At 67.3% G+C, this 25,263-nt stretch carries 23 protein-coding genes and 2 tRNA genes; 17 read left to right on the top strand and 8 right to left on the bottom strand.

All coding sequences use genetic code 11. From position 1 onward, the window contains the following. Positions 1-32: 32 nt before the first annotated feature. The 3 genes from alaS to L2Y94_RS15185 all read left to right on the top strand — a co-directional run bounded on the left by alaS (position 33) and on the right by L2Y94_RS15185 (position 3,335). The gene (alaS, locus tag L2Y94_RS15195; protein WP_247368242.1) at positions 33-2,666 is read left to right on the top strand and encodes an alanine--tRNA ligase; all 2,634 of its coding nucleotides are present in this window, start codon (positions 33-35) and stop codon (positions 2,664-2,666) included. Positions 2,667-2,969: 303 nt separating this feature from the next. Continuing rightward, positions 2,970-3,167, top strand: a complete 198-nt coding sequence (gene csrA, locus L2Y94_RS15190) for a carbon storage regulator CsrA (protein ID WP_144909934.1) — start codon at positions 2,970-2,972, stop codon at positions 3,165-3,167. 75 nt (positions 3,168-3,242) lie between these two features. Then, positions 3,243-3,335, top strand: a tRNA-Ser gene (locus tag L2Y94_RS15185). 59 nt (positions 3,336-3,394) lie between these two features. Here the strand turns inward: L2Y94_RS15185 and L2Y94_RS15180 are convergent. Next, positions 3,395-5,392: a beta-L-arabinofuranosidase domain-containing protein gene (locus L2Y94_RS15180; protein ID WP_247368239.1), complete on the bottom strand. Its 1,998-nt coding sequence runs from the start codon at positions 5,390-5,392 to the stop codon at positions 3,395-3,397. 135 nt (positions 5,393-5,527) lie between these two features. Then, positions 5,528-5,604, bottom strand: a tRNA-Pro gene (locus tag L2Y94_RS15175). Between the two features lie 154 nt (positions 5,605-5,758). Here L2Y94_RS15175 and hisS point away from each other — a divergent pair. Both hisS and L2Y94_RS15165 read left to right on the top strand, forming a co-directional pair. Next, positions 5,759-7,141, top strand: coding sequence for a histidine--tRNA ligase (hisS, locus tag L2Y94_RS15170; RefSeq protein WP_247368236.1), 1,383 nt, complete (start codon positions 5,759-5,761; stop codon positions 7,139-7,141). A gap of 26 nt (positions 7,142-7,167) precedes the next feature. Further along, entirely contained in the window at positions 7,168-9,057 is a 1,890-nt protein-coding gene (locus L2Y94_RS15165; protein ID WP_247368234.1) for an HAL/PAL/TAL family ammonia-lyase, read from the top strand. Here L2Y94_RS15165 and L2Y94_RS15160 read toward each other — a convergent pair. Next, entirely contained in the window at positions 9,054-9,701 is a 648-nt protein-coding gene (locus L2Y94_RS15160; RefSeq protein ID WP_247368232.1) for a response regulator, read from the bottom strand. The two genes, L2Y94_RS15165 and L2Y94_RS15160, sit on opposite strands and share 4 nt — an antisense overlap. 149 nt (positions 9,702-9,850) lie before the next feature. Here L2Y94_RS15160 and L2Y94_RS15155 point away from each other — a divergent pair, with 149 nt between their 5' ends. Genes L2Y94_RS15155 through hisIE form a run of 9 tightly spaced genes read left to right on the top strand, consistent with a single transcriptional unit; the run spans position 9,851 to position 17,177 of the window. Further along, positions 9,851-10,168, top strand: a complete 318-nt coding sequence (locus tag L2Y94_RS15155; RefSeq protein WP_144909945.1) for a YerC/YecD family TrpR-related protein — start codon at positions 9,851-9,853, stop codon at positions 10,166-10,168. Continuing rightward, positions 10,165-11,058 carry an ATP phosphoribosyltransferase gene (gene hisG / locus L2Y94_RS15150; RefSeq protein WP_247368229.1) on the top strand — a complete coding sequence of 298 codons (894 nt, stop codon included), beginning with the start codon at positions 10,165-10,167 and terminating at the stop codon, positions 11,056-11,058. The genes L2Y94_RS15155 and hisG overlap by 4 nt, the downstream gene beginning before the upstream one ends. Beyond that, on the top strand, positions 11,055-12,362 hold the full coding sequence (gene hisD / locus L2Y94_RS15145) for a histidinol dehydrogenase (protein ID WP_247368227.1): 1,308 nt from the start codon (positions 11,055-11,057) through the stop codon (positions 12,360-12,362). Before hisG ends, hisD begins: the two co-directional genes overlap by 4 nt. Next, positions 12,359-13,423, top strand: a complete 1,065-nt coding sequence (gene hisC / locus L2Y94_RS15140) for a histidinol-phosphate transaminase (RefSeq protein ID WP_247368224.1) — start codon at positions 12,359-12,361, stop codon at positions 13,421-13,423. The genes hisD and hisC overlap by 4 nt, the downstream gene beginning before the upstream one ends. Then, the gene (gene hisB / locus L2Y94_RS15135) at positions 13,420-14,484 is read left to right on the top strand and encodes a bifunctional histidinol-phosphatase/imidazoleglycerol-phosphate dehydratase HisB (protein ID WP_247368222.1); all 1,065 of its coding nucleotides are present in this window, start codon (positions 13,420-13,422) and stop codon (positions 14,482-14,484) included. The genes hisC and hisB overlap by 4 nt, the downstream gene beginning before the upstream one ends. Then, the gene (gene hisH / locus L2Y94_RS15130) at positions 14,481-15,074 is read left to right on the top strand and encodes an imidazole glycerol phosphate synthase subunit HisH (protein ID WP_247368219.1); all 594 of its coding nucleotides are present in this window, start codon (positions 14,481-14,483) and stop codon (positions 15,072-15,074) included. Before hisB ends, hisH begins: the two co-directional genes overlap by 4 nt. Next, positions 15,071-15,814: a 1-(5-phosphoribosyl)-5-[(5-phosphoribosylamino)methylideneamino]imidazole-4-carboxamide isomerase gene (gene hisA / locus L2Y94_RS15125; RefSeq protein ID WP_247368217.1), complete on the top strand. Its 744-nt coding sequence runs from the start codon at positions 15,071-15,073 to the stop codon at positions 15,812-15,814. The genes hisH and hisA overlap by 4 nt, the downstream gene beginning before the upstream one ends. Beyond that, a complete protein-coding gene (gene hisF, locus L2Y94_RS15120) occupies positions 15,808-16,578 on the top strand; it encodes an imidazole glycerol phosphate synthase subunit HisF (protein ID WP_247368202.1) in 771 nt (256 codons plus the stop codon). The genes hisA and hisF overlap by 7 nt, the downstream gene beginning before the upstream one ends. Beyond that, entirely contained in the window at positions 16,575-17,177 is a 603-nt protein-coding gene (gene hisIE, locus L2Y94_RS15115; RefSeq protein ID WP_247368199.1) for a bifunctional phosphoribosyl-AMP cyclohydrolase/phosphoribosyl-ATP diphosphatase HisIE, read from the top strand. Before hisF ends, hisIE begins: the two co-directional genes overlap by 4 nt. A 111-nt stretch (positions 17,178-17,288) precedes the next feature. On the opposite strand, the gene arsC is transcribed toward hisIE, so the two are convergent. From arsC to L2Y94_RS15095, 4 genes are all read right to left on the bottom strand, one after another. Next, a complete protein-coding gene (gene arsC, locus L2Y94_RS15110) occupies positions 17,289-17,624 on the bottom strand; it encodes an arsenate reductase (glutaredoxin) (RefSeq protein ID WP_247368196.1) in 336 nt (111 codons plus the stop codon). A 2-nt stretch (positions 17,625-17,626) separates the two neighbouring features. Beyond that, positions 17,627-19,060 (bottom strand): pseudouridine synthase, encoded by a 1,434-nt coding sequence (locus L2Y94_RS15105; RefSeq protein ID WP_247368193.1) that lies wholly within the window; start codon positions 19,058-19,060, stop codon positions 17,627-17,629. After that, positions 19,057-19,908: an SMC-Scp complex subunit ScpB gene (scpB, locus tag L2Y94_RS15100; protein WP_247368191.1), complete on the bottom strand. Its 852-nt coding sequence runs from the start codon at positions 19,906-19,908 to the stop codon at positions 19,057-19,059. Before scpB ends, L2Y94_RS15105 begins: the two co-directional genes overlap by 4 nt. A gap of 91 nt (positions 19,909-19,999) precedes the next feature. Then, positions 20,000-20,803, bottom strand: a complete 804-nt coding sequence (locus L2Y94_RS15095; RefSeq protein ID WP_247368188.1) for a segregation and condensation protein A — start codon at positions 20,801-20,803, stop codon at positions 20,000-20,002. A 379-nt stretch (positions 20,804-21,182) separates the two neighbouring features. Here L2Y94_RS15095 and dinB point away from each other — a divergent pair, with 379 nt between their 5' ends. Together dinB and L2Y94_RS15085 are read left to right on the top strand one after the other, a co-directional pair. Next, positions 21,183-22,370, top strand: coding sequence for a DNA polymerase IV (gene dinB / locus L2Y94_RS15090; protein ID WP_247368186.1), 1,188 nt, complete (start codon positions 21,183-21,185; stop codon positions 22,368-22,370). An 82-nt stretch (positions 22,371-22,452) separates the two neighbouring features. Next, positions 22,453-22,860: a PilZ domain-containing protein gene (locus tag L2Y94_RS15085; protein ID WP_247368155.1), complete on the top strand. Its 408-nt coding sequence runs from the start codon at positions 22,453-22,455 to the stop codon at positions 22,858-22,860. A gap of 116 nt (positions 22,861-22,976) precedes the next feature. Here the strand turns inward: L2Y94_RS15085 and L2Y94_RS15080 are convergent, their stop codons facing one another. Further along, entirely contained in the window at positions 22,977-24,671 is a 1,695-nt protein-coding gene (locus L2Y94_RS15080; RefSeq protein WP_247368153.1) for an AMP-binding protein, read from the bottom strand. 119 nt (positions 24,672-24,790) lie between these two features. On the opposite strand from L2Y94_RS15080, the gene L2Y94_RS15075 reads away from it, so the two are divergent. Then, positions 24,791-25,225: a hypothetical protein gene (locus L2Y94_RS15075; RefSeq protein ID WP_247368152.1), complete on the top strand. Its 435-nt coding sequence runs from the start codon at positions 24,791-24,793 to the stop codon at positions 25,223-25,225. Positions 25,226-25,263 lie beyond the last annotated feature (38 nt).

The following is a 25,263-nucleotide window of genomic DNA, read 5'->3' as shown; positions in this document are numbered from 1 at the left end:
TCCGCGATACGCGGCCCCAGCCACGATCGATCATGAAAACCGCCGATATTCGTTCGACCTTCCTCGACTTTTTCCGCTCCAAGGACCACACCATCGTGCCCTCGGCATCGCTGGTGCCGTCGAACGACCCCACGCTGCTGTTCACCAATTCGGGCATGGTCCCGTTCAAGAACGTGTTCCTGGGCAGCGAAAAGCCGGGTTACGTGCGCGCCGCCGACGTGCAGCGCTGCCTGCGCGCGGGCGGCAAGCACAACGACCTCGACCAGGTGGGCTACACCGCCCGCCACCACACCTTCTTCGAGATGCTGGGCAACTGGTCGTTCGGCGACTATTTCAAGCGTGACGCCATCCGCTACGCCTGGGAACTGCTCACCGACGTCTATAAGCTGCCGGCCGAGCGCCTGTGGGTCACGGTCTATCACACCGACGACGAGGCCTACGGCATCTGGCGCGACGAGATGGGCGTACCCGCCGAGCGCATCGTCCGTATCGGCGACAACAAGGGCGCACCGTACGCGTCGGACAACTTCTGGCAAATGGCCGATACCGGCCCATGCGGCCCCTGTACGGAAATCTTCTACGACCACGGTCCCGACGTGGCCGGCGGCCCCCCGGGGTCCCCTGACGAGGATGGCGACCGCTACATCGAAATCTGGAACCTGGTGTTCATGCAGTTCGACCGCGCGCCGGACGGCACGCTCTCGCCGCTGCCCGCGCCCTGCGTGGACACCGGCATGGGCCTGGAGCGCCTGGCCGCCGTGCTCCAGCACGTGCATTCCAATTACGAGATCGACCTGTTCGCGCACCTGATCGGCGAGGCATCGCGCCTGACCGGCACCGCCGACCTCGGCAACAAGTCGCTGCGCGTGATCGCCGATCACATTCGTGCGGCTTCCTTCCTCATCGTCGACGGCGTGCTGCCCTCGAACGAAGGGCGCGGTTACGTACTTCGCCGCATTATTCGTCGTGCCTTGCGTCACGGCTGGATGCTCGGCGTGCGCGGCGATTTCTTCTGGAAGATGGTGGCGCCGCTCGTCGCGGAGATGGGCGAGGCGTATCCCGATCTCGCCGCCAAGCGTGCCTTCGTGGAGCAGGCGCTCAAGACCGAGGAAGAGCGCTTCGGCGAAACCCTCGAGCACGGCATGCGCCTGTTCGACGACATCGCGGCGAAGTCGGGACAGGTCATTCCCGGCGCGGACGCGTTCCGGCTCTACGACACCTATGGTTTTCCGGTCGACCTCACCGCCGACATCGCCCGCGAGCGTGGCATGACCGTCGACATGGAGGGCTTCGAGCGCTCCATGGGCGAGCAGCGCGCGCGTGCCCGCGCCGCCAGCAATTTCGCCACCAAGGCGCAATTGCCCGCCGACGTGGCCAGCGTGCTCGCGCCCACGGTATTCACCGGATACGACTCGCTCGACCTGACCGATGCGCGCGTCGTGGCGATCGTTCGCGACGGCAAGGCGGTCGATTCCCTCGCCGATGGCGAGGAAGGCTTTCTCCTCCTCGATCGCACGCCGTTCTACGCCGAGTCCGGCGGCCAGGTCGGCGACACCGGCATGATCCGCAATCCCTCGGGCGCGCTCGCGGTGCAGGACACCCAGAAGGTGGGCGGCGCGTTCTTCGCCCATTTCGGCACGTGGCAGGGCTCGGCGCCGCTGCGCAAGGGTGACGTCGTCGGCGCGTCGGTCGACGCGGCACAGCGCCAGGCGACCGTACTCAACCACTCGGCCACGCATCTGCTGCACGCCGCGCTGCGCGCCGTGCTCGGCGATCACGTGGCGCAGAAGGGTTCGCTCGTCGCGCCCGAGCGCCTTCGTTTCGATTTCTCGCACTTCAAGGCCGTGACGCCGGAAGAGCTGGCGCTGATCGAGCGCATGGTCAACGACGAAGTGCGTCGTAACGCTCAGGCCGAAATCCACAACATGGGGTACGACGAAGCGATCGAATTCGGCGCCATCGCGCTGTTCGGCGAAAAGTACGGCTCCGAGGTGCGCGTGCTCCGCATGGGCGATTTCTCCACCGAACTGTGTGGCGGCACGCACGTATCGCGCACCGGCGACATCGGCCTGTTCAAGATCGTGTCGGAGTCCGGCGTGGCCGCCGGCGTGCGCCGCATCGAGGCGGTGACCGGTGCGGGCGCCATGGCGCGCATCGCCGACGAGGAGCGCATCCTCGGCGAGGTGTCGGGCCTGCTGGCCGCCACGGGCGACGACGTGGTCGAGAAGCTTCGCCAGTTGTTCGACCGGCAGAAGAAGCTCGAGCGCGAGATCGAATCGTTCAAGGCAAAGGCGGCCAGTTCGGCCTCGGCCGACCTGGCGGCGTCGGCGGTCGACGTGGCAGGTATCAAGGTGGTGGCCGCTCGTCTCGAAGGCCTGGACGCGAAGTCGTTGCGTGACAGTGTCGATGTGCTCAAGCAGCAACTCGGCGATTGCGCCGTGATCCTCGCCGGTGCCGCGGACGGTCGCGTATCCCTGGTGGCCGGTGTCGGCGGCGCCGCGCTGGGCCGGGTGAAGGCCGGCGACCTGGTGGCCGAAGTGGCATCGCGCATCGAGGGCAAGGGCGGTGGCCGTCCCGACATGGCCCAGGGTGGCGGCCTGGATACCCCCGAGTTGCCCTCGATACTCGCGGGCATGCCGGGGTGGGTGGAAGGCCGGCTTCGCTGAACGGAAGCATACGCGTCTCGCGCCAGGTCGCCATGGGGCGACCTGGCCTCCCCTTTTTCGGATGCCGTGCGTTGCGCGGGCTGGTTTGGCTCAGCTAGTATCAGTCGAATGTCGAAAGCGTCCCTCGGTATCGACCCGTCGGACCGACATGGCAGGACAGCTGGTCAGCGACAAGCACAACTTAGAGCCGGGGAAGGCAGTTCGGCCTTCGATGGTCGACACGTCGATCCATCGGCGACAAGCACTCGGGGTGAGGTTGTCGTTGGTGGGGAAGCCAATACCTGATTTTATGGAGTATCAATCATGCTGATTCTGACCCGCCGGGTCGGTGAAACCCTGATGATCGGCGACGAGGTGACCGTCACCGTCCTGGGTGTGAAAGGTAACCAGGTGCGCATCGGTATCAACGCACCGAAGAACGTCGCTGTCCATCGCGAAGAAATCTACCAGCGCATCAAGAACGAGGGCGACACCGGGGATCATTCCGGAAACGATCACTAACGCTTTACGGAGCGGGCAAGGGCAAGTATCCTTGCTGGCTCGTCGAGTCGGCACGGCCGTCGAGACAACCATCTTGGAGAGTTGCCCGAGAGGCCGAAGGGGCTCCCCTGCTAAGGGAGTATAGGGTCAAAAGCCTTATCGAGGGTTCGAATCCCTCACTCTCCGCCAGTTACGCAAAACGCCCCTTTCGGGGCGTTTTGCGTTTTCGCGGATCGCATCGTTCGACCTCAGGAGGGTAATGCCGGGAACGAGGTGATGCGCAGCTTGGCACCCGCGTAGGGAACGAGTCGCAGCGTGGTGTACGGCTCATCCTCCATCTCCGGTTTCGCGGGCACGGGATCGGCGGCGCCTTCCTCGGCTTTCCATGCCACGAGTCGTGCCCGCACGGCGAGCGTCATCGCCGGGGTGGCGCCGGCGAAAGGACGCGCTCCCACGTCATGCCGTTCCACCGTTCCTTCGGTGCTCGCGGCGTAGTTCCATGGCGAGGTCGGGTACACCTGCCAGTCGTTGGTGAGGCCGCGCTTGCGCCACTTGACCCATGCCTCACCGATCGGCAGCGAGAACACCAAGGGGCCGCGGCTGAAGCTCACGGAGTCGTTGAAGCCCTTCTCGGTGACGACCTCGGCAGGAAACGACACATGCACCGTGTCGCCCGCGGTCCACAGCCGCTCCACCGTGAGGAAGCCCTGGCCCGAAGTCGCCGCCACCGTTTCACCGTTGACCCGCACCGAAGGGGCGCGGCACCAGGCGGGCAGGCGCAGGCGCAGCGGAAACGTCACCGGCGAGCGAGGCTTCATCGTCATGACGATCTCGTCGCGGAAGGGGTAGTCGGTCGCCTGGTCGATCTCGATCGGCACGCCGCGCGCCGTCGTGCTGACGTGGCATGGCGCATAGACGGCGGCGGCGAGGCCGCCGTCCGCGCAGGCCATCCATAAGCTTGCCGTCAGCTTCGGCCAACCCTGGTGGAAATTGGCCGTGCAGCAGCCGAAATGCGGATCGAGTCCGAACAGGTTCGCCTCCGGGCCGTTGGTGGTCCAGGGGCGGCGATGCAGGCTGCATTCCACCTGGTTGGGCTGCTGGTCGTATTGGTGCGCCCACATGTCGTCGGTGAAGGCGCCCGGCAGCGCGTTATAGGCGATGCGCTCGATCCGGTCGCCGAGCGCGGCGTCGCCGGTGATGGCCAGTGCCGTTTCCAGGGAATACATGGCCTCGACGACCGCGCACAGTTCGACGCCTTGCGACGGGCTGCGCCCGGCAAGGTGCTCGTCGGCGGAAAACATCCCGTTGGCGAGGCCGTGATACCGGTCCAATTGCTCAAGCTGGTGATGGATGGCGGCGCGATCGTTCGCATCGCGCGATACCAGCGACCACACCGGCGATGCCTTCAGCGCCTGCGCGACGTTGACGCCGTGCACCTGCAAACCGTCATCTTCCATGAAGGCGTTCTTGCCGCCCTTGGCTTCCACGAGTTTGGCGTCGGTTTTTTCCCGGAACGGGAAGTCGGCGAACATGCCCTGCCAGTCGTAGCCCTGCTTTTTCAGCAGCGCCGCCAGTTCGAGGAGCTTCGGGTCGTGCGTGCGCGAGTACAGCCAGAGGACCGAAGCGACTTCGTCCTGCCAGCGCATGCGGCCCCAGTCGCGCAGCGGACGCGCGGGCAGGGCACCCAACTGGTAGTGGAAGTAGCGAGTCATGAAGGGAATGACTCGCGCGTCGCCGGTCAACTCCTGGTACTGCGTCAGTACCTTCAGCATGACCATGCGTGGCCACCAGTCGTCGTTGCTTTTCGGACCGAACATGCCGTTCGGCCACGGATGTTCCAGCGTCCAGTCGATGAAGCGTTGCGCTTTCGCCTTCAGCGCGGGTGAATCGAGTTGCCATGCCAGGGGCAGCAGGCCGTCGAGGAAGTACGGGCCTCGCTCCCAGGACTCGCCGTCGCCGCCGAGCCAGCCGCTGCGCGGTCCCAGATCCGGCCACGTTTCGTCCACGTGGCCGCCGAGGCCGTTCGCCTGGATCTCCAGTTGGCGCCGAAGCCATCCCGATGGGCGGATCGAGCCCGCGGGCAGGAACTGGAAAGGCTGGGGCGCCAACGGCGCCTGCGGAAAGACGGGTGCGGCGACCGGTTTCTCCACCGCATCGGTGGCTTCCACGGGCAAGGCGGAGGTCAGTGCGCCGAGAACGGACGCCCGGAGAAAGCCCCGGCGGCCGGGGAGATGGGGATCGTGCATCAGGACAAATCCTCTCGCCTTCAACCAGAAGAACGAAATGTACGATTTTTCCGACGTGCCCGCTCCCAACCCAGGGAAGGTGGTCAAAGAAAAAAGGCCCTGAACGTCAGTTCAGAGCCTTGATTCTTCGAATGGTGGTCGGGGAGACAGGATTCGAACCTGCGACTTCTACGTCCCGAACGTAGCGCTCTACCAGGCTGAGCTACACCCCGACGGGAGCCGCGTATATTAGCCATGGCCGACTCGGTTGGCAACAGGGGTTCACGTCTTTTTTACCGGGTGGCGCCAGAGCCGGGGTACGCCATCTGTTACTCTTACGGGCTGCCGCATGGCGGCGTCCGTACAGCCTGTCCCAAGAGGAATTGCATGGCACTCACCCCGGCCCGCACCATGCCCGGTGTCCTCGAGCTCCTGCCGCTCGACCAGATCGCTTTCCAGCGCATGCTGGATACGATTCGCCGCAACTACGAGCGTTTCGGCTTCCTGCCGATCGAGACGCCGGTGATCGAGCATAGCGACGTGCTGCTGACCAAGACCGGCGGCGAGACCGAGCGCCAGGTCTACTTCGTTCAGTCCACCGGTTCGCTCAACGCGGCGGAGAAGGGCGGCGTGCCCGAGCTGGCCCTGCGCTTCGACCTTACCGTGCCGCTCGCCCGCTACGTGGCCGAGCACGAGCACGACCTGAGCTTTCCGTTCCGTCGCTATCAGATGCAGCGCGTGTACCGTGGCGAGCGCGCCCAGCGCGGCCGTTTCCGCGAGTTCTACCAGTGCGACATCGACGTGATCGGCAAGGATTCGCTGTCGATACGCTACGACGCCGAGATCCCCGCGGTCATCCACAGCGTGTTCCGTGACCTGAACATCGGCGCGTTCACCATCCAGCTCAACAATCGCAAGCTGATGCGCGGTTTCTTCGAGAACCTGGGCATCGCCGATGCCGAGCAGCAGATGCTCGTGCTGCGCGAGGTCGACAAACTCGACAAGCGCGGCCCCGACTACGTGCGCGATACCCTCACGGGCGAAGCCTTCGGCCTGTCGGCCGATGTCGCCGCGAAGATCCTCGACTTCGTGCAGGTGCGCTCCACCTCGGTGGACGACGCGTTCGCCAAGCTCGATGCGCTCGGTGCCGGCCCGGAAACCATGGAGCAGGGCCGCAACGAACTGAAGGAAGTCCTCTCGCTCATCCGCGACTTCGGCGTGCCCGAGACCCATTTCGCGCTCAATCTCTCCATCGCGCGTGGGCTGGACTACTACACCGGCACGGTCTACGAGACCACGCTCAACGATCATCCCGGCATCGGTTCGATCTGCTCGGGCGGCCGTTACGAAAATCTCGCCGGCCAGTACACCAAGTCGCATCTGCCGGGCGTGGGCATTTCCATCGGCCTCACGCGCCTGTATTGGCAGTTGCGTGACGCCGGCCTCGTGTCGACCGCGCGGAGCACGGTCGACGTGCTGGTGACGCAGATGGATCCGGCCCTGCTCCCGCAGTACATCGCCGTCGCGACCGAACTGCGCAACGCCGGCATCGCCACCGAGGTGGTGATGGAGAGCGGCAAGCTCGGCAAGCAGTTCAAGTACGCCGATCGTGCCGGCATCCGTTTCGTCGTCGTCATCGGCGAAGACGAAATCGCCAAGGGCGTGGTCACGGTGAAGGACCTTCGCCGCGAAGACCAGTTCGAGGTGGCCCGCACCGAACTGGTGAAGACGCTTCGCGTCGAACTGGCCCAGGCCGACATCGGCCGCTAACTTCCATCTTGTCCACGGCCTCTTCCATGACCACCAGCATCCTTCTCGATGGGCGCAGCCTCACCCGCGCCCAGGTCGCCGCCATCGCCCGTCAGGGCGCCTCGATTCGACTGGACGAAACCCAGCTGCTGAAGGTGAAGCGCGCGGCCGACTTCCTGGCCGAGAAGGTGGGCGGGGGAGAGCCGATCTATGGCGTCACGACGGGGTTCGGCAGCAATGCCGACAAGCTGCTGGGCGCGCATCGCGTGCGCGACGAACTGCCGGGCGGCAACCCCGAGCCGCGCGAGGGCACGTTGCTGGAAGAACTCCAGCACAATCTCATCATCACGCATGCGGTCTGCGTGGGTAAGCCGTTCGCCGTCGACGTCGTTCGCGCGATGCTCGCCATTCGCGTGAACACCCTGATGCGCGGCCATTCCGGCATTCGCGTGGAGACGCTTCGCGCCCTCGCCGAACTGCTCAACCGCGGCGTCATTCCGGTGATCCCGGAGAAGGGATCGGTCGGCGCCAGCGGCGACCTCGCCCCGCTCTCGCACCTGGCCATCGTGCTGCTCGGCGGTGGCGAAGCCTTCTACCAGGGCGAGCGCCTGAAGGGCGCCGACGCCTTGGCTCGCGCGGGGCTGGCGCCCGTGCGTTTGTCGTTCAAGGAGGGCCTGGCCCTCAACAACGGCACCACGCAGATGCTCGCCACCGGCGTGCTGGCGCTGGACACCATGGACATGCTGATCCGCACGGCCGATCTCGCCGCGGCGATGACGCTCGACGCTTTCGCCGGCCGTACCGGCGCCTACGCGGAAGAAGTGCATGGCCTGCGTCCGCATCCGGGCCAGGTGGCTACCGCGCGTAACGTCCGCGGCCTCCTGGAGGGTTCCACCCTCGCCGACATCGCCTACCACCTCGTGCCGCGTTTCCGTCCGTGGCTATCCGACTCGTGGAGCGAACCCGCCGACCAGGCCCATCGTTTCGACATCGGCTGGGACTGGGTGCCGGCTACGCAGCGACACGGCAAGGAGGCGTTCTACTCGCGGTTCCTGCCGTTCAAGGGCGGCAAGAAGCATCAGCCGCAGGATGCGTACTGCCTGCGCTGCGCGCCGCAGGTGCATGGCGCCGTGCGTGATGCCTGGGAGCAGGCCTGCCGGGTGTTCGACATCGAACTGAACGCCGTCACCGATAATCCGCTGGTGTTCCCGGATGCCGAGAACGCCGAGGTGATCGAGGACCAAGTGATTTCCGCCGGCCATTTCCACGGCATGCCACTGGCCCTGGCCATGAGCTACGTAAAGGCCGCCATTCCGGTGCTGGCCTCGATCTCGGAGCGTCGCACGGCCAAGCTGGTCGACCCGGCCAACAACGACGGACTGCCTGCCTTCCTCATCGGTAACGAGGACGCCACGGACTCGGGCTTCATGATCGTGCAGTACACCGCCGCGGCGCTCGTGAACGACCTCGCCACCCGCGCGCATCCGGCCTCGGTGTATTCGGTGCCCACCAGCGCCAACGCCGAAGACCACGTGTCCATGGGCGCTAACGAAGCACGCCACGTGCTCGAGATGACCGAAGACCTTGGCCACGTGCTGGCGTTGGAGCTCTACACCGCCGCGCAGGCCTTGGAATACCGCCAGGACATGCTCAACGCGGCGCGCACGCTCGCCCATCGCGGCGACTGGCAGGCGCTGGCTGCGAAGATTTCCGGCGCGCCGCGCAGCGACTCGCCGCATTACGCCCGTTTCGAGACCGAAGTGAAGGCCCTGATGGATGCCCTGGCCAGCGCCGAGGATTTCCACGGCGGCCGTGCCGTTCGCCAGGCGCTTGCCACGTTGCGTGAGCACGTGGCCTTCATGCAGCGCGATCGCGCCATGGATGGCGACGTGGCCCTCGTGTGTGAACTGGTGGCGTCGGGTCGCCTCGTGGCCTAACCCGCCACGCCGGCAAGGTACTGATACAACTGGGCGTCGTTGGCGATGCCCAGCTTGCCCATGGCCGAGCGCTTCTGCCGGCTGATCGTCTTGAAGCTGCGCCCCATCGCCGCGGCGATGTCGGCCAGGGCGTGCCCCTGGGCGTAGGCGCGAAGGACTTCCCTCTCTTTCGGCGAGAGCCGCCTGTCGAGTTCCTCCGTGCGGTCCGCGCAGGCGGCTTCCTGAAAGAGCCGGCGGATCGCCGGGCTGAGGTAGTGGCGGCCGACGCCGGCCGCATGCACGGCGACTGGAATGTCCCGCAGGCTGGTGCGTTTGTCGAAGAGGGCGGCGACGCCCATGTCGAGCAACGTGCGCAGCACGGCGGGGTTGGACAGCATGGTGAGGACGACGATTCCGACATGCGGATGCAGCTTTCGTACGCGCCGGATCATGGGCAGGCCATCGGGAAGGCGGCCGTCCGGCATGGAGAAATCGGTGACCAGGACGTTGCAGCGGATGTCGGCCAGGCAGGCGAAGAGGGTGTCGGTGTCGTGGGCACGGGCGACCACGAGGTGGCCATGCGGCCGGAGGATGGATTCCACCCCGGCGACGACCACCGGGTGGTCGTCGGCGACGATCACCGAACTGGGCACGGGGTAGCTCATGCGGGGACTCGCTGGTAACGGGCACTGCGGGCATCTTGGCGAGCCGTCGCCACCCGGTATATGGAAGAAAGGCGCAATGACGTGTGGGCGCTTGCCACGGAAAGGCTGCGACGGTACGATGCGTTATCGTATTAACGCGTTAGTGCACTATGAAGCGCCGATCGATCGACCCCCAAACGCCCGACGGCTCGGCCGAGACCAGCCTCTGCGAGGCCCTGCTGGCGCTCTCCTCCGTGGAGGAAATGCGTGCCTTCCTGCACGACCTGTGCACCCCGGCCGAAATCGAAGTCATGGTCGACCGCTGGAAGGTGGTGCCGTTCCTGCTGGAAGGGCGCTCCTATCGGGACATCCATGAACGCACGGCCGTGAGCATCACCACCATCGGGCGCGTGGCCCGCTATCTCAACCAGGGCAATGGCGGCTACATGGCCGCGGCCGCCCGCCGCAACGTCGAAGGTGCCGTATGAAGCCGCGTGATCGCCTGCGCATCGCCATGCAGAAGTCCGGCCGCCTCACCGAGCCGGCGCAGGAACTGCTGGCCCGCTGCGGCCTGAAGTTCCGGCAGAGCCGAGACAAGCTTTTCTGCTTCGGCGAGGGCGAGCCGGTGGATCTCCTGCTCGTTCGCGACGACGACATTCCGGGCCTCATCGCCGAGGGCGTGTGCGACCTGGGCATCGTCGGTCGCAACGTGCTGCGCGAATTCCAGCTTTCCCAGCCCGAGGCGGGCGAGGAACTCGCCGAGCTGCGCCGCCTGGGTTTCGGCGGTTGCCGGCTGTCCATCGCCGTCCCCCAGGAAGACGGCTACGAGAGCCCCGCGCAACTGGATGGCCAGCGCATCGCCACGTCCTATCCCGGACTGACCGGCGAATGGCTACGTACGCATGGAGTGGACGCCAAGGTGGTGTACCTGGCCGGTTCGGTCGAGATCGCGCCGCGCCTGGGCACCGCCGATGCCATCTGCGACCTGGTCTCCAGCGGAGCCACGCTGATGGCGAACCAGCTGCGCGAGGCGGCCGTGGTGTTCGAGAGCGAGGCGGTGCTCGCCGGCCACCGGGACATGCCCGCCGACGAACGCGGCGAGATCGCCGAGTTGCTGCTCCGCCGCCTCGACGGCGTGATCCAGGTACGCGATTCACGCCTGATCCTGTTGCAGGCCCCGCGCAATGCGCTCGACGACATCACCCGCCTGCTGCCGGGGATGCCCGTGCCCACGCTCACGGCCGTGGACGGTGCGCCCGACCAGGTGGTGGTGCAGGCGCTGTGCGCGGGCTCGGTGAGCTGGCGCCAGCTCGAAGACATGAAACGTGCCGGCGCCCGCGACATGCTGGTGCTGCCGGTGGAGAAGATGCTGGCATGAAACGGATCGACTGGAACGACCTCGACGACGCGGGACGAGCCGCCGCGCTCGCCCGCCCGGCGCAATCGCGGGCCACCGAATTGCGCGAGGGCGTCGAGACCATCGTCGCCGCCGTCCGCGCGCGTGGCGACGAAGCGCTGCGTGAGTTCACCGCGCGCTACGACGGTGCCGGGCTGGATGCGCTGGACGTGCGCGACGACGAATTCGCCGCCGCCGAAGCGCGCCTGTCGCCGGAACTGAAAGCCGCCATTCGCGAAGCCGCCGAGCGTATCGAGCGGTTCCATCGCGCGGCCGCGCCCACGCCCGTCGCGGTGGAGACGGCACCGGGCGTGCGCGTGGAACGGATCCTGCGCCCCATTCGTCGCGTGGGCCTCTACGTGCCCGCCGGCGGCGCACCGTTGCCGTCCACGGCGATCATGCTGGGCGTGCCCGCCGCCATCGCCGGTTGCCGGGACGTGCTGCTGTGCACGCCGGTGCAGGCCGACGGACGCTGCGACGACGCCGTGCTCTACGCGGCCAAGGTCACCGGCGTGCATCGCGTGTTCAAGCTGGGCGGCGCGCAGGCGATCGCCGCCATGGCCTACGGCACGGCATCGGTGCCCCGTTGCGACAAGCTCTTCGGCCCCGGCAACGCCTGGGTGACGGAGGCGAAATTGCAGGTCGCGGGCGATCCCGACGGTGCGGCCATCGACATGCCCGCCGGGCCGTCCGAGGTGCTGGTGATCGCCGACGGCGACGCCGATCCGCGTTTCGTCGCGGCGGATCTTCTCTCGCAGGCCGAGCACGGGCCCGACTCGCAGGTGCTGCTGGTCAGCCCGTCCGCCGCGCTGCTCGATCGCGTCGAGGACGAAGTGGAACGCCAGCGACGCGAACTGCCGCGGGCCGACATCGCCGCCATGGCGCTCGCCGAAAGTCGCCTCGTGCGCGTGCGGGACCTGGTCCAGGCCCTCGACGTGAGCAATCGCTACGCGCCCGAGCATCTCATCATCCAGACGGCGGATCCGCGCGCATTGCTCGACGGCGTGGAGTCGGCCGGCTCGGTCTTCCTCGGCGATTGGACCCCCGAGTCGTTGGGCGACTACTGCAGCGGCAGCAACCACGTCCTGCCCACCTACGGTTATGCGCGCAGCTACAGCGGCGTGTCCGTAGCCAGCTTCCAGAAGCAGGTGACGGTGCAGGAGGCCAGCGCCGAAGGCCTGCGCGCCATCGGCCCCTGCGCCGCCACGCTCGCCGCCGCCGAGCAACTCGAGGCGCACCGCCGCGCGGTCACGCTGCGCCTCGCCGCCATGGATGCCGTCGCATGAGCGTGCTCGACCTCGCCCGTGAAGACATCCGCGCCATGGCGCCGTACTCGAGCGCGCGCATGGAAGCGTCCGGGGGCACCGTGCTGCTCAACGCGAACGAATCCTCGCGCCCACCGAACATTCCCGGCGGCGACGGACTCAACCGCTATCCCGATCCGCAGCCACGCGCCCTGGTCAATGCCCTGGCGGAGCTGTACGACAGCGACGCCTCGCGCGTGCTCGTCACCCGCGGCAGCGACGAGGCCATCGACCTGCTCGTGCGCGCGTTCTGCCGGGCCGGCCGCGATGCGGTGCTGATCTCGCCACCGACGTTCGGCATGTACGCCGTCAGCGCACGCATCCAGGGCGCCGCCGTCATCGAATCGCCGCTGGAGCCATCGGGCGCGCTCGACGCGGATCGCCTGCTCGCGGCGGTCACGCCCGATACGCGCCTGCTCTTCGTCTGCACGCCGAACAATCCCACGGGCAACCTCGTGGACATCGCCACGCTGCGCCGCCTCGCCACCGAACTCACGGGGCGCGCGGTGCTGGTGGTCGACGAGGCCTACGCCGAGTTCAGCGGCGCACGAAGCGCCGCGACGCTGATCGACGCATTCGACAACGTAGCCGTGCTGCGGACGCTGTCCAAGGCCTGGTCGCTCGCAGGCGCGCGCATCGGTACGTTGATCGCGCGCGAGGACGTGATCGGCCTGCTGCGCCGGATCATCCCGCCGTATCCGCTGCCGTCGCCCTGCGTCGATGCCGCGCTGGCCGCGCTGTCGTACGAAGGCCGACGGCTCCAGCGCCACCACCTCCAGGAAATCCTCGGCGAGCGCGCGCGCATGGCCGTCGAACTGGCGCGCCTGCCCGGCGTGCGCGAGGTGTTGCCCTCGCACGCCAATTTCCTGGCCGTGCGTTTCGACGACCCGGCGGCCACGTACCGGCGCCTCTACGCGGCGGGCATCGTCGTGCGCGACATCACGAGGTACCCCGGCCTGGGCGACGCCTTGCGCATCACCGTGGGTACCGGCAACGAAAACGACCGCGTGCTCGCGGTGCTGAAGGCGGGAATGCCGGCATGAGCCGCAAGATCCTCTTCGTCGACCGCGACGGCTGCCTCATCGAAGAACCGGCCGACCAGCAGATCGACAGTTACGAGAAGCTGGCGCTCATGCCGGGCGTCATCGCCGCGTTGCAGCGTTGCGTGGCCGCCGGTTACGAACTGGTGATGGTCACGAACCAGGATGGCCTGGGCACGCCGTCGTTTCCGCAGGCATCCTTCGATGGACCCCATGAGCTGCTGTTGCGCATCCTCGCCTCGCAAGGCATCGGCTTTCGCGAACAGCTGATCGACCGCAGTTTTCCCCACGAGAACCTCGACACGCGCAAGCCCGCCACGGGCCTTGCCCGCCACTGGCTGGCCGACGACGGTTGGAGCCGCGCGCAGTCGGCGATGGTGGGCGATCGCGAAAGCGACATCCGCTTCGCCGAGAACATGGGCGTGCGCGGTTTTCGCGTCGGACCCGAAGGCATGGACTGGACCGCCGTCGCCCATGCCTTGCTCGATGCGCCGCGCACCGCCGAGGTCGTGCGACGCACGAAGGAAACGTCGATCCGCGTCGCCGTCGATCTCGACCGCGTGGCCGAGCCCCGGGTCCGCACGGGACTCGGCTTCTTCGACCACATGCTCGAACAGATCGGCAAGCACGGCGGGTTCGCGATGGAGCTGACGTGCGACGGCGACACGCACATCGACGAGCACCACACCATCGAGGACTGCGCGTTGGCGCTGGGCCAGGCATTGAAGCAGGCGCTCGGCGACAAGCGCGGCATCGGGCGCTACGGCTTCGCCTTGCCGATGGACGAGAGCGCCGCGCGTGCCGAGCTGGATCTCTCCGGTCGGCCTTACTTCGTGTTCGAGGGTGTGTTCCCGCGTGAACGCGTAGGCGACGTGCCGACCGAACTCGTGCCGCACTTCTTCCGCTCGCTCTGCGAAACCCTCGGCGCGAACCTGCACCTCACCGTCCGCGGCGACAACGCCCACCACATGGTGGAGGGCTGCTTCAAGGTGGTCGCCCGCACGCTGCGCCAGGCGATCCGTCGCGAAGGCGCCGAGTTGCCCAGCACGAAGGGCAGCCTGTGAAGAGGGTGGTTCTCGTCGACGCGGGCGGCACGAACATCGGCTCCGTGCGCTACGCCTTGCAGCGCTTGGGCACGGATGCGGAACTGACCTCCGACGCCGCGCGGATACGCTCGGCCAGCCACGTGATCCTGCCTGGCGTGGGCGCGGCCGCGCCCGGCATGCGGCGCTTGCGCGACGCCGGGCTGGTCGAGGTGCTGCGCGGACTGACCCAGCCCGTGCTCGGCGTATGCCTCGGCATGCAGCTGTTGTGCGAGCGTTCGGAAGAGAGCGACACCGAATGCCTCGGCCTCGTGCCGTCCACTGTTCGGCGCTTCGCCGATCGGCCAGGCCTGCGCGTGCCCCACATGGGCTGGAACCGCCTGCATCGCGACGTGGATCATCCGCTCACGAGCGGGCTGGACGACGCGGATACCGCTTACTTCGTGCACAGTTATGCCGTGCCGGTCGGCGACTACACCCTTGCATCGAGCGAGCATGGCGAGCGCTTTTCCGCCGTCATCGCCGCCGGCAATTTCATGGGCATGCAGTTCCACCCGGAGCGTTCGGCCGGCGTGGGCGCCCGGCTCCTGCGGAATTTCCTCTCACTATGACGTTACCGATTCCCGCCATCGACCTGCGCGACGGCAAGGTCGTTCGCCTGTTCAAGGGCGATTACGATCGCCAGACCACGTTCGACGTCGACCCGCTCATGCTCGCCCAGCGCTACGCCGACGACGGCGCCGCCTGGCTGCACGTGGTGGACCTCGACGGTGCGCGCACGGGCCGCTTCGAAAACCTGACGACGCTCGGCGGCATCGCCGCCGTTGGGGCATTACGGGTTCAGGCAGGGGGAGGCATCCGCGACGAGGAGGGCGTCTTCCGCTTGCTCGATGCGGGCGTGAGCCGTGTCGTCGTCGGCAGCATCGCCATCCGCGAGCCGGAAACGGTGGCGGGCTGGATCGCCCGGCACGGCGCGGATCGCATCGTGCTGGCGCTGGACACCCGCTTTCGTGACGGCGCATGGACCCTTCCCAGCGCGGGCTGGACCGCCGACGAGGCAAGCACGCTCGACGAGCTCCTTCCGTTCTATGCGGACGCCGGTGCGCGGCACCTGCTGTGCACCGACATCGATCGCGACGGCACCATGACCGGCCCGAACGTCGAGCTCTACGATCACGTGGCGCGCATCGCGCCGTCCTTCGAGGTCCAGGCCTCCGGCGGCGTCCGTTCGCTCGACGACATCGAGGCGCTGGCGTCGCGCGGGGTTTCCGGCGTGATCCTCGGACGCGCGTTGTTGCAAGGCGAATTCACCGTCGCGCAGGCGCTGGCCGTCGCGGGGGTGTCATGCTGAGCCGTCGTATCGTGCCCTGCCTCGACGTGCGCGACGGCCAGGTGGTGAAGGGCGTGCGTTTTCGCGATCACGTGGTGGTCGGCGGCATCGTCGAGCTGGCGCTGCGTTACCGCGACGAAGGGGCGGACGAGCTCGTGTTCTACGACATCACGGCCAGCCCCGAAGGACGCCGCGTCGATCGCGACTGGGTGGAGAAGGTGGCCCGCGAGATCGACATTCCCTTTTGCGTGGCTGGCGGCATCCGCAGCGTCGAGGACGCGCGCGAGGTCTTGCACGCCGGCGCCGACAAGGTATCGATCAATTCGCCCGCGCTGGAGCGCCCGGCGTTGATCGGCGAACTGGCCGAGGCCTTCGGCGTGCAATGCGTGGTGGTGGGCGTGGACAGCCTGCGCGACGACGACGGCGAGTGGCGCGTGCGTCAGTACACCGGCGATCCGTCGAAGACCCGCGCCCTGCGCAAGCGCACGCTCGACTGGCTCGTGGAAGCGCAGGCGCTCGGTGCCGGCGAGATCGTGCTCAACTGCATGGGCACCGACGGCGTGCGGCGTGGCTACGACATCGAACAGCTGCGCGCGGCCCGCGAGCTGTGCCGCGTGCCCCTGGTGGCGTCCGGGGGGGCGGGGACGGCGGCCCACTTCGGCGACGTGTTCGACGACGCCGACGTCGATGCCGCGTTGGCCGCCAGCGTGTTCCATTCCGGCGAGATCGCCATTCCCGCCCTGAAGCGCGAGCTGCGCGCGCGGGGCATCGAGGTGCGTGCATGAGCGAGATACGTCCCGACTTCGCCAAGGGCGATGGCCTGGTACCGGCCGTGGTGCAGCATGCGCGCACCGGCGAGGTGTTGATGCTGGGCTACATGGATGCCGAGGCATTGGCGAAAACGCGTCAAAGCGGGCTGGTGACGTTCTACAGCCGCAGCAAGCGGCGCTTGTGGACCAAGGGCGAAACCTCGGGCGACACGCTGTCGTTGGTGGATGTCCGGCAGGATTGCGACGCCGATACCTTGCTCGTTCGCGCGCTGCCTGCCGGGCCGACCTGCCACACGGGCACGTCCAGTTGCTTTGGCGACGACGTCGCGCCCGCCCTGGGCTTTCTGGCGGAACTGGACGCGCTGGTGGCGTCGCGTCACGCGGAGCGGCCGCAAGGCAGTTATACGACCCGACTGTTCGAAGGCGGCATTCGCCGCATGGCGCAGAAGGTGGGCGAAGAGGGCGTGGAGACGGCGCTGGCCGCCGTGGCCGAAGACGACGAGGCTTTGCTCGGTGAGGCGGCCGATCTGGTGTTCCACCTGATGGTGGTGTTGCGTGCGCGAGGGCTCGGTTTCGAACAGGTCGCCCGAAAGCTCGCCTCGCGGCATCGCTGAGCATTCGCCGATGCGATCGGCTCCCACCCCTTCGGTAGGAAGGCGATGTAAGACCTTGCTACCGAAGGGGTGGGAGCCGATCGCATCGGCGAATGCCCGCTCGCGATAGCGTCAGAGAATCGCGAGCACCGCTTCAGGCGGCCGCCCGATGGCCGCCTTGCCGTCATGGATCACCACCGGCCGTTCGATCAGCTTCGGCATCGTTACCATCGCGGCGATCAACGCGTCACGCGACGCATCGGCAGGTACCGAGTCGTATTCGGCTTCACCCCTGCGCATCAACTCGCGCGGCTCGATGCCGAGCATCGTCAGCACGGCATCGATGTCGGCCGCCGAAGGCGGCGTTTTCAGGTAGTCGACCACGACCGGCTCGAGCCCCCGCGCCTGAAGCAGCGCCAGCGTCTCGCGCGACTTCGAACAGCGGGGGTTATGCCAGACGGCCAGCATGCTCAGAAGTTGCCGCCGCGGTTACCACCGCCACCGCGGTTGCCGCCGCCGGGGCGACCGCCACGGTTGCCGCCGCCACCGGCCGGGCCACCACGGCCCTTGCCGCCCGAACCGCGATTGCCGCCGGCGCGGTTCGGACCGCCCATGCGGTTGCCGCCGCCGGCCGGACCGCCGGAGCGGTTGCCGCCCTGGCCCATGGCGCGATTGCCGCCACCCTGGCCCTGGCCACCGCGCGGGCCGCGGTTGCCGCGGTTGCCGGCGGTATTGCCGTTGGCATTGCCCTGGGTGTTGCCGCCACCGGTACGGCTGTCGCCGGCGAACCAGGTGCGCATGGCCGGAAGCTCCTGGCCCGGGGCCACGGCGCGAGCGCGGCGCGGCTTGGCCGGGCGCTCCGGACGGGCCACGTTGCCGTTCACTTCACGCCCCGGTTTGCGGGGGCCGCCGCGGCCGCCTCGGCCGCCACGCGGGTTGTCGTCGCGGATACGGTCGAAGGCGGTCAGCTCGCGGGCCTCGTCGTGACGCGCCGAACTCCAGCCGCCGGCCGTGTTCTTCTCGGGGCGGTACTCGGTGACGTGACGCGGTGCGCGGCGCTGGTGAACCACGGCATTGAGGGTGAGCACCGGCGCGGGCGCGCCGAGGCCGGAACGCTCACGCAGCTCCTTGATGGCCGCTTCGTCGAGCGATTCGCAATCGCCGCGGCGCAGGGCGCGGGGCAGTTCGACGCTGCCGTAGCGGATGCGCTTGAGGCGGCTGACGAGGAAACCCTGTGAATCCCACAGGCGGCGCACTTCGCGATTACGGCCTTCGCGGATGGTGACGCGGAACCAGCTGTGGCTGCCGCCGCGGCTGATGACGCCGATCTCGTCGAAACGGGCCGGGCCGTCTTCCAGTTCCACGCCGGCCTTCAGCCGCTCGATGACCTCGTCGGGCACTTCGCCGTGCACGCGGCACAGGTATTCGCGTTCGAGACCGCTCTTGGGGTGCATCAGCGCGTTGGCGAGTTCGCCGTCGGTGGTGAGCAGCAGGAGGCCGGTGGTGTTGATGTCGAGGCGGCCCACGGCGACCCAGCGCGCACCCTTCAGGCGCGGCAACTGTTCGAACACGGTGGGGCGGCCCTCGGTGTCTTCGCGGGTGGTCACCACGCCCTCGGGCTTGTGGTAGACCAGCACCTCGGCGTCGCTGCGGCTGTCGGTGGCCACGACGAACTGCTTGCCGTCGAGCACCACGCGGTCGCCCGCGTGCACGCTCGAGCCGATGGTGGCGGCGGTGCCGTTGACTTCGACCTCGCCGGCCTGGATGCGCTGCTCGAGCATGCGGCGCGAGCCGAGGCCCGCGTTGGCCAGCACCTTGTGCAGGCGCTCTTCGAGCTGTTGATTGTCGTCGGGGCGTTCGCCGCCGCGCTTGAGGGAGAGTACGGATCGTTGGGGCGCATTCATGCGCGTGACTCCTCGGTGTCTTTCTCGGCGCCGTCGCTGTCTTCGTCGTCGGCGCGTGTGGGGTTCTCTGCCTCGTCGGCAGTGGGGGATGCCGCGGCGACGTCGTCGCCGGCAGGCCGTTCGGTCGCCGGTTCGTCCTCGCCCGTAAGGGCGGCGGATGCCTCGGCGGTGGTGTCGTCGGACGCGCCGGTCGGGGCCGGGGCGTCGTCGTCGGATTCGGTGGTGGCGCCGGCCCGGTCGGTGTCGACGTCGTCGGGCAGGGCGGCGCGGGCCGCAGCGGGTTCCGCGTCGCCGTCGAGGCGCAACTGCGGATTGATGTCGTCGAGGTCGCGGATTTCGGACAGCGGCGGCAGCGCGTCCAGCGACTTCAGGTTGAAGTAATCGAGGAAGGCGCGGGTGGTGCCGAACAGCGCGGGCTTGCCCGGCACGTCACGGTAACCCACCACGCGGATCCATTCGCGCTCTTCCATCGTCTTGATGATGTTGGAAGACACCACCACGCCACGGATCTGTTCGATTTCGGGACGGGTGATCGGCTGCCGGTAGGCGATGAGCGCCAGCGTCTCGAGCAGGGCGCGGGAGTACCGGCTCGGCTTCTCGGCCCACATGCGCGAAACCCATCCGTGTACCTCGCGGCGGACCTGATAGCGCCAGCCGGAGGCGACCTCGACCAGTTCCACGCCGCGGCCTTCGCAATCCTCCGCCAGCGACGCCAGTGCCGCGGCCAGTTCGTCGCTGCCGATGTCCTCGTCCTCGCCGAAGAGCCCCTTCAGCTGCAGGACCGTCATCGGCTGGGTCGACGCCAGCAGCGCCGCTTCCACGATGGGTTTGAGTTGTTCGGGTTGCATAGGCCTTTCGATGTGCCGCGCCATGGCGCGGATGGGTTTCACGAAAGCGCCGCATCGGGCGGCGGGTTGCTTGCAGGCCCTCGACGGGCCTTCAGGCGAGCAGTTCGTCCTGCTCGCCCTCCGTGCGCACCTTCGTACGCAGGTAGATCGGGCCGAGGGCTTCCTCCTGCACGATCTCGATGAGCATTTCCTTGGCGAGCTCCAGCATGGCCAGGAAGGTGACCACGACGCCGAGCCGGCCTTCGCTGATGTCGAACAGCGTTTCGAACCGGTGGAACGTATTGCCGCCGAGCGCCCCGAGCACCTCGCCCATGCGTTGGCGTACGCTGAGCGGTTCGCGCTGGATGGCATGGTGCGTGAACAACTCGGCGCGGTTGAGCACGTCCTTGAGCGCGAGCAGCAGTTCCTTCAGGTCGAGCGGCGGCGGCACGCGCACCACGTTGTGTTCGCCGACGAAGGCGTGCACCACGGTGGTATCGCGTTCCAGGCGCGGCAGTTCGTCGATGTCCTGCGCGGCCTTCTTGAAGCGTTCGTACTCCTGCAACCGGCGCACCAGCTCGGCGCGCGGATCGTCCTCGAGGCCTTCCTCCGCCGGGGGGCGGGGCAGCAGCAACCTGGATTTGATTTCCGCGAGGATCGCGGCCATCAGCAGGTATTCCGCCGCCAGTTCCAGGCGCATCACCTCGCGCATCATCCCGATGTAGTCCATGTACTGCCGGGTGATCTCGGCGACGGGAATGTCGAGGATGTCGAGGTTCTGCCGGCGGATCAGGTAGAGCAGCAGGTCGAGCGGCCCTTCGAACGACTCGAGGATGACTTCGAGCGCATCCGGCGGGATGTACAGGTCTTGCGGCATCTGCAGCACAGGCTGCCCGCGCACGAGCGCCAGGGGCATTTCCTGTTGTTGCGGGACGCCAGCGAAAGCGTCGCGTGGTGTTTCGAGGACCTGAACTTCGGTTGTCTCGTTAGTCATCGGCACACGTCAGAAGGGCCGCGAAAGCGGCCGGGAACGCAAGCAACCATCGATGCCGTCCGGCGGCTGCACCGCCTGGGTCCGGCATGCCACGCATCGTCGCCGACGAGCGAAAGGCACCCGCTGGACACCCCGGAAGGGTCAATACCCGTGAAGGAACGACGAGACCGCCACGTCCGGTCCACATCCACGGACCGACAGGGCGTGACGCCCGAATAAGTTCACCCGATGACATACAGGGTATCGCCTGGGCCCGCCCAAGTCCAGCGCGCCCGGGGGCCGATCCGGCACAATAGGCCCCATGCAGCCGGCCCAGCGAGCCATCATTCATGTCGACATGGACGCCTTCTACGCGTCGGTGGAGGAGCTGGACGATCCCTCGCTGGTCGGAAAGCCGGTCATCGTGGCCGGCTTGGGGCGCCGCGGCGTGGTGTCCACGGCCAATTACGAGGCGCGCAAGTACGGCGTGCGCTCGGCCATGCCCACGGCCGAGGCGCGGCGGCGCTGTCCGGGCGGGGTGTACATCTTTCCCCGTCACGACCGGTACAAGGCGATATCCGACGTCGTCTTCGAGGTGTTCGCGCAGTTCACGCCCACCATCGAGGGGCTGTCGCTGGACGAGGCCTTTCTCGACGTCTCGGCGAGCTTAAGGCTTTTCTCATCCATCGAAGCCATCGGGCGCCGGATCAAGGACGACATCCGTGCGAGAACGGGCCTGAACGCATCGGTGGGCATGTCCCACAACAAGCTGCTGGCCAAGCTGGCCAGCGAGCTGTCCAAGCCGGACGGTTTTCTGGTCATCCGGCCCGACGAAGTACGCGGCTATCTCGAGCCGCTGCCGATCGGGCGGATGTGGACGGTCGGCAAGGTAGCCGAGGAAGCCCTGCAGAAGATGGGCATCCGTACCATCGGCGACCTCCTGCGCGCCGACGACTGGCGACTGCACAAGGCGGTGGGTGCCCGCCACGGGGCCCAACTGCGGGCGCTTTGCCGGGGTGAAGACGCCCGGCCGGTGGTGGCCGAGGCGGCGGAGGTCTCCATCAGCGCGGAATGGACGTTCGAAACCGACCTGGACACCCTGCCGATCGCCGAGGCCTGGCTGCTTCGCCAGTGCGAGCGGGTAGGGGCCCGGGCGAGGGCACGGGGCCTGGAGGGGCGCACGGTGTCGGTGAAGCTTCGGGAGCCGCCTTTCGTCACCCACAGCCGCCAGGCCCGGCTGCCCGTGCCGGGCAACGCCACGCCGGCGATCTATGCCGTGGCACGTCGCTTGCTTGAGCTGTGGTGGAATCAACATCCCCGGCCGAGGTTGCGCCTGCTCGGCGTGTCCTTGTCGGGGTTCGATGCCCGGTACGGCGACGAGCAGCAGGACATGTTCGCCGCGCCGACGTCGGAAAAGCGCCCCGACGGCGTCCAGGACAGCATCAACCAGCGCTTCGGCGCCGGTGCGCTGGTCAGGGCGGGGGTGCTGAAAACGCGTGGTAAGGAGTGACCCGGCAGACGGTGTCAGCCGCCTCGTACTGCGCTAATGTGTCGCTAAGTGACACGGAACGTAAGTTTTGCGAGGTGCGGTCATGTCGATCGCTAACGAGGACAAGGCACCGGGATGGGTGGAAGAGCTGATGTTTCCTGACAAGGCCACCGCGCAACAGGCGCACGAGCGCCATGCACGCATGAAGGTGCCTGCCGCCGTGCTCATGAGCCGGGGGCACGAGGCCTTCTCGACCGACCTGATCGACATCTCGGCCACGGGCGTGCTGCTGAAGCGCCCCCAGCGCTGGAGCGGTGCCGTGGGCCAGGTATGGATACTCGACGTCGTGTTCGCCCACGACCTGCACATCAACATGGAGGCCGAGGTGGCCCGCGCCTCGGCCCGTCAGATCGGGCTGAAGTATTCGCTCATTCCCGAGGAAAAGCAGGCTCCGCTGTGGGAGCTGCTGGGGGGCTACGCCGATACGCTCGAGGCGTGGCACGAGGAGTGATGTGTCGATCGCTCCGTCGGAATCGCTGACAGGGTCCGCTCCCACCCTCCGGTAGCAGCCTTCCTACCGAAGGGTGGGAGCGGACCCTGTCCGCGATTCGAGGCGAAGCGACCGTCTCAGGCCTTGGCGGCCTTCTTCTTCCTTTCCTCGTCGCGTAGCTCGCGACGGAGGATCTTGCCCACGTTGCTCTTGGGCAGCGCATCGCGGAACTCGATGTGCTTGGGCCGCTTGTAGCCGGTGAGGTTTTCCCGGCAGTACTCGCGCAGGGCCTCTTCGGTGAGGGAGGGATCCTTGCGCACCACGAAGAGTTTCACCACTTCACCCGAATGCTCGTCGTCGACGCCCACGGCGGCCACTTCGGCCACGCCGGGATGGTGCATCACGGTGGCCTCGATCTCGTTCGGATACACGTTGAAGCCCGACACGAGGATCATGTCTTTCTTACGGTCGACGATGAACGCCTGGCCCGTGGCATCCATCTTCGCGATGTCGCCCGTGCGCAGCCATCCGTCTTCGGAAAGCACCTTGGCGGTTTCCTCCGGCTGCGCCCAATAGCCCTTCATCACCTGCGGGCCGCGGATGCAGAGCTCACCCTCTTCGCCGATCGGCAGGGCATGGCCCTGGTCGTCGCGGATCTGCGCATCGGTGTTGGGAATGGGGTAGCCGATGGAGCCGGTGTAATCGGTGATGTCCACGCGATTGGCGAAAGCCACCGGGGAGGTTTCGGTGAGGCCGTAACCCTCGATGATCGGACGGCCGGTGACCTTCTTCCAGCGCTCGGCCACCGCGCGTTGCAGCGCCATGCCGCCGGCCATCGCCAAATGCAGGCGGGAGAAATCGACCTGCTCGAAACCCGGCGTGTTGAGCAGGCCGTTGAACAGGGTGCTCACGCCCGTGATGGCGGTGAACGAGGTTTTCTTCAGCTCCTTCACGAAACCGGGCATGTCGCGCGGATTGGTGATGAGCACGTTGAGGCCGCCCAGGCTGGTGAAGATGAGGCAATTCACCGTGAGCGAGAAGATGTGGTACAGCGGCAGCGCCGTGATGATGACTTCCTCGCCCGGCGTGGCGTGGTTCGCCACCCACGGGCGCGTCTGCAGCATGTTGGCGACCATGTTGCGATGGGTGAGCATGGCGCCCTTGGCCACGCCCGTGGTGCCGCCGGTGTATTGCAGGAAGGCGAGGTCTTCGGGGGCGACGTCGACCTTGGGCATCGCGTGGTGGCGGCCGCGTGCGAGGGCATCCTTGAAGCGAACCGCCTTGGGCAGGTCGTAGGCGGGGACCTCCTTGCGGATCGACTTCACCACGAAGTTGATGAGGGTTCCCTTGGGGAAGCCGATCAGGTCGCCCACGGCGGTGGTGACGATGTGCTGCACCTTCGTGCCGTCGAGCGCCTTCTGCGCGGTGGAGGCGAAGTTGTCGAGTACGACGAGCGCCTTGGCGCCGGAGTCTTCCAACTGGTGATTCAACTCGCGTGGCGTATAGAGCGGATTGGTGTTGACCACCGTGAGGCCGAGGCGAAGGGCGCCGAACAGCGCGATGGGATACTGCAGCAGATTCGGCAGCATGATCGCGATGCGATCGCCTTTCTTCAGACCCAGTTCGCCCGAGAGATATCCGGCGAAGGCCTTCGACAGCTCGTCGATCTGGCGGTAGGTGAGCGTGTGGCCGAAATTCCGGAACGCGGGGCGGTCGGCGAATTTCGTGAAGGAATCTTCGCAAAGCGCGGCGACGGATCGGAAGGTGTCGATGTCGACTTCCGCCGGTACGCCGTCGGGGTAATGATCAAGCCACGGACGCTCGGTGCTCATGGATGGGATGGACTCCAGTGGTGACGGTCACACGGCCTGCCGTCGTAAGCTCGCGGCATTGGAGCATACGCGCGCGTATAGCGGCAAGCCGCATTGCAACGTCGTTTTAGGGGAAAACCATGCGTTTCGTCTTGCGAATTTTCTTGGTGATCATGATCGCGGCCGGGCTTGCCGGATGCCATCGCACGGCCGACGAGGCGCAGGTGCGCGAAGCGATCGCCGCCGCCCTGTCGGCCGCCGAAGCCGGTCATGCCGGTGACGCGGTGAATGCGCTCAGCGACGGTTTCGACGGCAACGCGGGGCAGCTCGACAAGCGTGGGCTCGGGAACCTCGTGCGGGTATCGGCGTTTCGCGGGCGGAAGATCCACGCGCTGACGGGGCCGGTGTCGGTCGAGCGGCGCGGGGAGCGCATGGTCGCCACGTTCACGGTGACCTTGGCGGCGGGCTCGGGGCTGCTGCCAGACGATGCCGGCGCGTATCGGGTGGAGAGCGGGTGGCGAAGAGAGGATGGGGAGTGGCGGTGCTTTACGGCGACGTGGAGCCGGGCGTTGTGAGTCTTTCGCCACGGCGAGGTGTCGGGTTTCGTCAACGC

The organism is Luteibacter aegosomatis, from assembly GCF_023078455.1.
Taxonomy (GTDB): domain Bacteria; phylum Pseudomonadota; class Gammaproteobacteria; order Xanthomonadales; family Rhodanobacteraceae; genus Luteibacter; species Luteibacter aegosomatis.
This window is presented reverse-complemented; position numbering and strand designations above follow the sequence as displayed.